This window comes from Mesorhizobium sp. M7A.F.Ca.ET.027.03.2.1, from assembly GCF_003999175.1.
Lineage (GTDB): Bacteria > Pseudomonadota > Alphaproteobacteria > Rhizobiales > Rhizobiaceae > Mesorhizobium.
In genome coordinates this window covers 1-7047 of record NZ_RZOM01000206.1, presented here as the reverse complement: position 1 = coordinate 7047, position 7047 = coordinate 1, and the positions used below count along the sequence as shown (strand labels likewise).

Genomic DNA, 7047 nt, shown 5'->3' with positions numbered 1-7047 from the left:
GGTGTAGTGGAATCGTCAGCTCCCGCTGCGCGAAGTCCTCGGTCTTCGGCAAATGGATTTCAGTGAACATTTGGCGATAAAGCGTCATCTGGTGCACGGGCGTATAGTGGATTGTGGTCTGTATCCCCTTCGTTCGCAGATGGTCGATCACCGTTTGCCGGTCGACGTCATGCGGCAGGAGGACAGGCATGATGTGGTAGGCCGAGGTCCGCGGTTTGCCGAACGGGACTGTCACAGCGGAGCAGTAATCTGCGATCAGACGCCGATAGAGGACGACCAATATGCGCCGGATTTCATTCCATTCCTGCAGATTTTGAAGTTGGACCAAGCCAATAGCGGCGCGCAATTCGTCCATGCGATAATTGAAACCGAGCATCGTCACGTCGTATTGCGGCGTGCGGCTGTTCAGCCGCTGATGTGTGCCACTGGTCATCCCATGTCCGCGAGCCTGGCGGATCGCTTCACGGAGCTGTGCATCCCGGGCGATAACGGCTCCACCTTCCGCGGTGGTCATGTTCTTGTTGCCGTAGAAGCTGAAGGCCGCGGCCGCACCGTAAGTCCCCACCTCCTTAAGGCCGGGAGCATGCGCGGCATCCTCGACGATATGCAGTCCTCGCACACGGGCAAATCTCTGCCATTCTTCCCGGTCGGCAAGATAGCCGGCAAAGTGGACGAGAATGACAGCCTTGGTACGTCCGGTGCACTTGGCTTCCGCGTCGCTTAGGGACATCAGTGGCACTTCGGCCGACTCTATGTCGACGAATACCGGTGTTGCTCCTACGTACAGCACTGCATTCGCGGTCGCCACGAAGGTCAGCGAGGGAACCAGCACTTCGTCTCCGGGGCCGATCCCAAGTCCATGGAGAATGAGATGCAGGGCGGCGGTGCAAGAGCTGACGGCGACGCAATCGACCGCATCATGCACGGCTGCGAAGGCCTCTTCAAAGGCTCTTACCTGGTCCCCCATCGTCAGCCACCCACTGTCGACAACTTTGGCCAGGGCTGCCTTTTCCGGAAAGCCAAGAATAGGAGCGCTGACCAAGAGCATTACGACCTCCTCATGTTGGCGCGGCAGGGCGTTCAGCCCTCAAGCGGCCGCTGCCGAGACCTCGATCGATGCGGACTGCTCTTCCCAGGCAATCGTTTGTGCGTTTTGAAAATCTTCAACGCGTCCGATATCCAGCCAAAGCCCGTCATGTTTGTAGACGTGCACATTCGTGCCGTTTTGCATCATCTGCAGCATGAGGTCGTCGAATCCGAAGGCGATGCCGTCAGGTATAAAACGGAAAACATCTGGATTCATGCAATATATACCCATACTTACCAGATGAGACAGTGTCGGTTTTTCGCGAAATACCTGGACAGTATTGCCGACCTCGTCGATGACGCCGAAGTCCATCTTGATGATGCGGGAAGCTGTGGCTATGGTGACTGGATCCGTATGAGTGCGGTGTGACGCCACAAACCGGCTGAGACTGAGATCGGTAAGTACGTCCCCATTGAGAACAATGAACGGCTCGTCCAGTTCCTCCCTGATCAGGGAGAGCGGGCCAATAGTGCCGAGAGGTTCCAACTCCTGGGTATAGCGTATCCTTAGATTCCACTGTGATCCGTCTCCGCATACGGTGCGGATCAAGTGCCCCAGATAGCCGGTCGTGACGTAGACATCCTGAATGCCGTTCCGTCGCAGCCACTTCAAAAGCAATTCAAGAACCGGTCGAGCACCGATCGGCATGAGAGGCTTGGGCAAGATGGATGTGAAAGGCCGAAGGCGTGTTCCCATTCCACCGCACTGAATGACCGCTTTCATCTCGTCCTCCTGTTGATACGACTGTCGCGGTGTGATGGGTCCAGCCCACCCGGCCGGAAGGTACGCCAGTGTTGGCTTCGCCTCTCCGGAGTGCAGCGATGGTAAGTGGCGCCCGAGAAGGCGTCGTCGTGCATTTGAATGGCACTTTCCCGGCCTTTTGATTTCAATATTCCAGCCGGCAGGGCATGGCGCGGCAGGGCGATCAATCAGCGCCGGGGAGTTGTAGCCGCTCGACTGGCAACTGCTGTGCGCATGTCCGGCGCCGGTAACGACCTTCTCGGAAGGGCATCGCTACCATTCGTACGAAAAAAACACTTCAATATCTGGCCCTGAAATGCGTGCGAGTGTAAGCTATATTAGAAAGTTGAAATATGCGGATGGGCGGCGGCGAGCGTCGACATACGGGGGATCAGCGGGCGGCTGATCTGTGTTGGGTCACCGTACGGTCCATCCAGACGGAGGTTTCGGCAGCTAGGGACACATGCGGGGCTGCCAAAAGGTGGGTGGTTCATGTATCGTATTATCATCGCCGACGATCACGGCCTGTATCGTCGTGGGCTGCGACTGGCATTGATGGCCGGCATGCCAGACTTGGAAATATTCGAAGCGGCGTGTTTTGATACCGTCTTAAGCCTGCTTGAAGATCGGGCGCCCGTCGATCTCGCCATCCTCGACCTGAACATGCCGGGACTGTCGGGTCAGGATGATCTTCGCGACGTCTTACCGGCTCATCCCGACACACGGTTTGCAATTGTTTCGGGGACGGATTCACGCGCCGAGATTCTAACTGCCCTATCGATTGGGCTTCATGGCTATATCGTAAAATCCCAAACGGACGAGGAGGTGGTCCTGGCGGTGAACGAAATCCTGGCCGGCCGTATTTACGTTCCGGCACTTCTTTCACAAAGGCCCAAGGAGTCGGTACGCCTTCCATCCGCGGCTCCCACGCAAATGCCCCACAGGAACACCAGCGTCAACAATCTGGGCAGGCTTACGTCCAGACAGAAGGAAGTCCTCAGGTTGATGGCCGAAGGCTACTCGAACAAAGAGATTGCCCGCTCTCTTGAAATTGCAGAAGCGACGACGAAGATTCATGCCGCCGCCGTCCTGCGCGAACTTGGGGCACGAAATCGGACAGAGGCCGCGGTTCTGCTGAAGACATGGGCCGCCAGAGACGTCAACTAGCGCCGATTGCTTTTGGCGGCAGCCGGACCGAATATTTCAGTCCGTGATCCAGCATCTCGAGCTTGGAAGAGTGGCCCACGATAGGTTCACCGTCAGCTCCAATAATCAACGACCCAAAGCCACGCCGAGCCGAGGTGGAGACCCGGCGCTCTCCCGATTCCGACCATTCGAACACTATGTCGGCGCCGGGCTCTTGGGCTGCGAATTGCCACACGACCTCGATCCGGCCTGCCGGAGTGCCGAGAGCCCCATGCTTCACGGAATTGGTCGTAAGTTCGTGAACGATCATTGCGAAGCTCTCAGCCGAACCCTCTGCCATTTTTACTTCGGGTCCACTGATCGAAATGTTGTGCGTCCCCATATAGGGCTGCAATTCCTGAGCAATGAGGTCACGGAGGGAAGCCGACAGGCTGCCATCGCGTGAAAGAAGCAGATGCGTCGCCTGGAGTGCGCCGATTTTTTCGATCAGTGTCTGCTTGTAACGGGCAATATCGTTGTCGGGGGCACCGACCATATTTACAAGCGCCGTGATCACCGGAAACAGATTGTTGAGCCTATGGCGCTGTTCAAGCATGGCCCGCTCTCGCTTCTTCGCCGCAGCCCGCAGCAGAATGGTTATGCGTCGATCGGTGAGATCCGCGGCGACTCCTATTCGCTGTGCACGACCGTCGCGCAATTCGTCCCGGCCCCGAAGAGCAATCCAGCGGATATGCCCGCCAGCTCGCCTGATGCGGATCTCCGCATCATAGTTGGCGCCTGATGCAAGCTCTCCCGGGGCCGCCAGATTAGGCAAGTCGGCCGGGTGAACGACCGCGGCCAATTCCTGCAATGGACGGCTCGGCGCGGGTGCCAGTCCCATCATTTCCCAGAACGCGGCTGAGCCATTCACGGACCCGCTCTCGAAATCTATACGCCACGTTCCCAATCGGCTGGACGACAGTGCCAGGTCCAACCATTCCTTTTGAGCCTGGAGTGCCTCGCGGGCGGTTCGCTCTCCAGATATATCGTCCACCATTACAAAGATGCTTTGAGGGAGAGCATCGGCTGGCACGGCCAAAGACAGCGCCAATCTTGTCCACAAAACCGTGCCATCCTTTCTCAGGAGACGGATCTCCGAGCCGAAAGAAGTCGTGTCTTTGAGGCTAGTCAACGCTTCCGCCAAAGTGTGGTTGTCGTCAGGATGGACGAGTGCCCTGAGCGGCAGACTCGAAAGCTCCTCCTCGACATACCCTGTCATCTCACAAAGACGTTTGTTGGACCGTTGCAACTCTCCGTTCTCGCTCATGTTGGCAAAGCCAATGGCGGCACGTTCGAATGCCCAGCGATAGCTGTTTTCGGTTGCCTCCAAGGCCACGAGTCTGGCCTCTGCAACCTGCAAAAGGGTGCGGTAGTCCTGCCTCTGCCGGTGGAAAGTCAGGGCGATCATCCCGCCTGCAACCAGCAGCAGAATGGCCCTAATCCAAACCTCGACGTCAATTGGATTGTTCAGGATATCCCGCGCCAACAAGCCGACAGCCGCCATCACAAACGTTGCCGCAAGGGCGACCAGGCGATCTTCGAGATATGAGATGGCAATAATGGTGGGAACAAACTCAAAAAAGCCGATGTCGTATGCCAGAGACGCCGGCAGCGCTGTCTCCACTGCAAGTGTCGCGATCAGGAGCGACATTGAGGCAAGGTGGGTTAGCAACTTGCTTGAGCTGTTCGGGTGCAAACTGAGCGAATGCAAACGCATGTGCCAGATTAGAACCTTCTGACTAGTCCGTCGAGATTAGACCGAAAAGCGTACAGACTAGTCCGACCGCAGGATTGTTCCCCGGGATTGTAGCGCGCATTTTGTCCGATGTCGGGGGCGGATCTGACCGCAACTCTCCAAGCGACCTGACTGACATGTTTAAGGCACCTCCTTTTGACTAGGGGGCGTTGCCGTTTTGCGGGAGGTAAGAAAATGGCATTGGTTGGTAGGCAAGATGATGGAGTTCTTGGTCGCCAATATGGAGGTTTCGGGGGAAAGCCCGTCTCGGCCTTGAGAACGCAGGGTGGCCATGGTTCCGCCTGGCACCAAGCACCACAAAGGTTCGACGGCGTGGCCGTCGAGCCAAAGCAGAGCAGCCTTGCATCTGTTGTGGGAATGCTTGATCGCATCGGGTGTGGCTATCTGATCCTGAACAGCGACAGGAAGGTCATGGAGTGGAATTCAGCCGCTCAAAACACCTTGGAGCGCGAGGGCGAGGCAGCTGATACGGCCGGCAAGGTGTCGGTTGCTCTGAGGCGGCTGATCGCAAACGTGCCGGGGAATTTTCTTCCCGGCACGCTTTCATGGGTGGTGATCCGCGGCATGGGCGACAGGCCCTTGGTTTTGAACGAGAAGGGCATAGCAACGCCTGACGCGACGAGTATCGTGGCGCTGCTGGATCGTGAAAACAGGTCCGGGCCAAATCCCCAGACGCTGCAAAGAATGTTTGGTCTGACGAGTGCCGAAACGCAACTCGCGCTGCGCTTGGCGCAGGGCGATGCCCCTTTGGAGATAGCCCGCAAGCGGCGCTTGAGCCGGACCACGATAAGGTCACAGCTGGCGTCGCTGTTCGCCAAGACCGAAACTCGGCGCCAGGCGGAACTGGTAGCTCTTCTTGGGCGCATATGCGTCCTGCCGTGAGGTAACGGCCGTACCATGCGCGCGCGCAACAGGCTTGTGCGCGCGCAATCTGTTGCTGGCGTGCTTGTCCGCCAGACTCACCCTACCGCCGTCGTGTGCGCACCCGGCCCAATCTTGGGCGGATTGCAAACACGTGGTTAAGCACGTGCCAGCCCGCCACCTTCATGACGGAAGGCCGGAAGATCTGAATCCCGTCCAGGAACGTGGTCAACCAGGACTGCTGGTGGAACCTCATGGGAATACGAGCAACCCGCAATGCCCGCAGCAATGTCTCGGGAGGCGGGAGATGGTTGCGGTCCTTGATGAGATTCCAGTTAAGCTGCTTGACGGCGAGGGTCACTTCGTCGACCTCGCGGAAACTCTTTGACGTTGTAATGCTTGGATGGTTCGTCGCATCGTAAAAGGTAAGCGGATCGCTTATCGCCACCATGTCCCCATGGCTGGCTAGATCGACGAAGAACAGTTGATCCACTCCGGCCGGAATCTCTTTGTGCGTGCGCATCAAGCAGCCGGCACGAATGACGTCGCTGTTGATCAACAATGTGGATGGAATAATCCCCAGGCAGCGTGTCGCACGCACCAGATAGAGGTCCATCAGGCACTGCTGGCTGGAATAAAGCGAGATCGGTTCCTGCTCCTTGGGGACTTGGCGAAATCGCACTCGCTTGTCCTCGATTATGTTTGCGGCTGACGTCATGAAGGCGACTGAGGGATACTGTTTGGCAACTTCGGCGAATGTCCTGAGTGCACCTGGCGCAAGCCAGTCATCGTCATGCAGCAACTTGATCCATCGTCCGGAGCAAGCCAGCATAGCGTTGTTGGTGTTCTCCACCTGACCGCGACCTCGACTGTTTTCGATAATGCGGATGCGAGGTTCGCTCCGTGCGTAGTCGGTCACGATAGCCCAAGTCTCGCCCTCCGGTCCCTCGTCGTCGCTCACGACCAACTCCCAATCGGAGTAATCCTGGCCCAAGACGCTGTCGATCGCCCTGCGGATCGTATCCGGTCGACGAAAGGTTGGTATCCCGACCGAGATGAAAGGGCGTGACCATGAGACATCGGCCCGGTCATGCTGGGTGACCGCAACTGCCGCTTGAAGGTTGTCAATCGACGACGAATTCATGGTGTTTTTTCCTCGAGACATTCATGTTGGACGCACGTTGCAGCGCCTGCTGGTTGAGGGTCGTGGGTCAACAGGTACAGTGATGCTGCCATTTTCAGAGCGAAACCCGACGCGCCGCCGGCGGCCATGAAATAGATGACGGTGACTGGCTGCCAGCCCGCCTGGGCGCCGGCGAGCAGCGGGCCAAACACGAGAACCGCCCGTGCGAGGTCGATGACCAGTCTTGTTCCTTGCCGCCGTAACAGAGCGGGAACGTCGCTGAGCGGAGTCGAC

Annotated in this window: 6 protein-coding genes and 1 pseudogene; 2 read left to right on the top strand and 5 right to left on the bottom strand. The window is 57.7% G+C overall.

The window, feature by feature from the left end:
- Both EN750_RS11820 and EN750_RS11815 read right to left on the bottom strand, forming a co-directional pair.
- The coding region (locus tag EN750_RS11820; RefSeq protein WP_145967575.1) for a DegT/DnrJ/EryC1/StrS family aminotransferase at positions 1 to 1048 on the bottom strand (1048 nt) is incomplete at its 3' end.
- Positions 1049 to 1087: 39 nt separating this feature from the next.
- The gene (locus tag EN750_RS11815; RefSeq protein WP_127396530.1) at positions 1088 to 1810 is read right to left on the bottom strand and encodes a sugar phosphate nucleotidyltransferase; all 723 of its coding nucleotides are present in this window, start codon (positions 1808 to 1810) and stop codon (positions 1088 to 1090) included.
- Between the two features lie 510 nt (positions 1811 to 2320).
- On the opposite strand from EN750_RS11815, the gene EN750_RS11810 reads away from it, so the two are divergent.
- Positions 2321 to 2995, top strand: a complete 675-nt coding sequence (locus tag EN750_RS11810) for a response regulator transcription factor (RefSeq protein ID WP_127382236.1) — start codon at positions 2321 to 2323, stop codon at positions 2993 to 2995.
- Here the strand turns inward: EN750_RS11810 and EN750_RS11805 are convergent.
- The gene (locus EN750_RS11805) at positions 2988 to 4664 is read right to left on the bottom strand and encodes a PAS domain-containing protein (RefSeq protein ID WP_348629589.1); all 1677 of its coding nucleotides are present in this window, start codon (positions 4662 to 4664) and stop codon (positions 2988 to 2990) included. The two genes, EN750_RS11810 and EN750_RS11805, sit on opposite strands and share 8 nt — an antisense overlap.
- 462 nt (positions 4665 to 5126) lie before the next feature.
- Between EN750_RS11805 and EN750_RS11800 the strand changes: the two genes are divergently transcribed.
- A complete protein-coding gene (locus EN750_RS11800; protein ID WP_335930787.1) occupies positions 5127 to 5651 on the top strand; it encodes a helix-turn-helix transcriptional regulator in 525 nt (174 codons plus the stop codon).
- An 82-nt stretch (positions 5652 to 5733) separates the two neighbouring features.
- Here EN750_RS11800 and EN750_RS11795 read toward each other — a convergent pair whose 3' ends face one another.
- Entirely contained in the window at positions 5734 to 6774 is a 1041-nt protein-coding gene (locus EN750_RS11795) for a glycosyltransferase family 2 protein (RefSeq protein WP_127267494.1), read from the bottom strand.
- Positions 6771 to 7047 (bottom strand): annotated as a pseudogene (locus EN750_RS11790) (lipopolysaccharide biosynthesis protein); the annotation flags it as partial. The pseudogene EN750_RS11790 and the gene EN750_RS11795, both read right to left, overlap by 4 nt.

Bases quoted from the DNA above. Each gene is read 5' to 3' on its own strand.
- EN750_RS11815 (WP_127396530.1), bottom strand. From the start codon at position 1,810: ATGAAAGCGGTCATTCAGTGCGGTGGAATGGGAACACGCCTTCGGCCT.
- EN750_RS11800 (WP_335930787.1), top strand. From the start codon at position 5,127: ATGCTTGATCGCATCGGGTGTGGCTATCTGATCCTGAACAGCGACAGG.
- EN750_RS11810 (WP_127382236.1), top strand. From the start codon at position 2,321: ATGTATCGTATTATCATCGCCGACGATCACGGCCTGTATCGTCGTGGG.
- EN750_RS11795 (WP_127267494.1), bottom strand. From the start codon at position 6,774: ATGAATTCGTCGTCGATTGACAACCTTCAAGCGGCAGTTGCGGTCACC.
- EN750_RS11805 (WP_348629589.1), bottom strand. From the start codon at position 4,664: ATGTCGCTCCTGATCGCGACACTTGCAGTGGAGACAGCGCTGCCGGCG.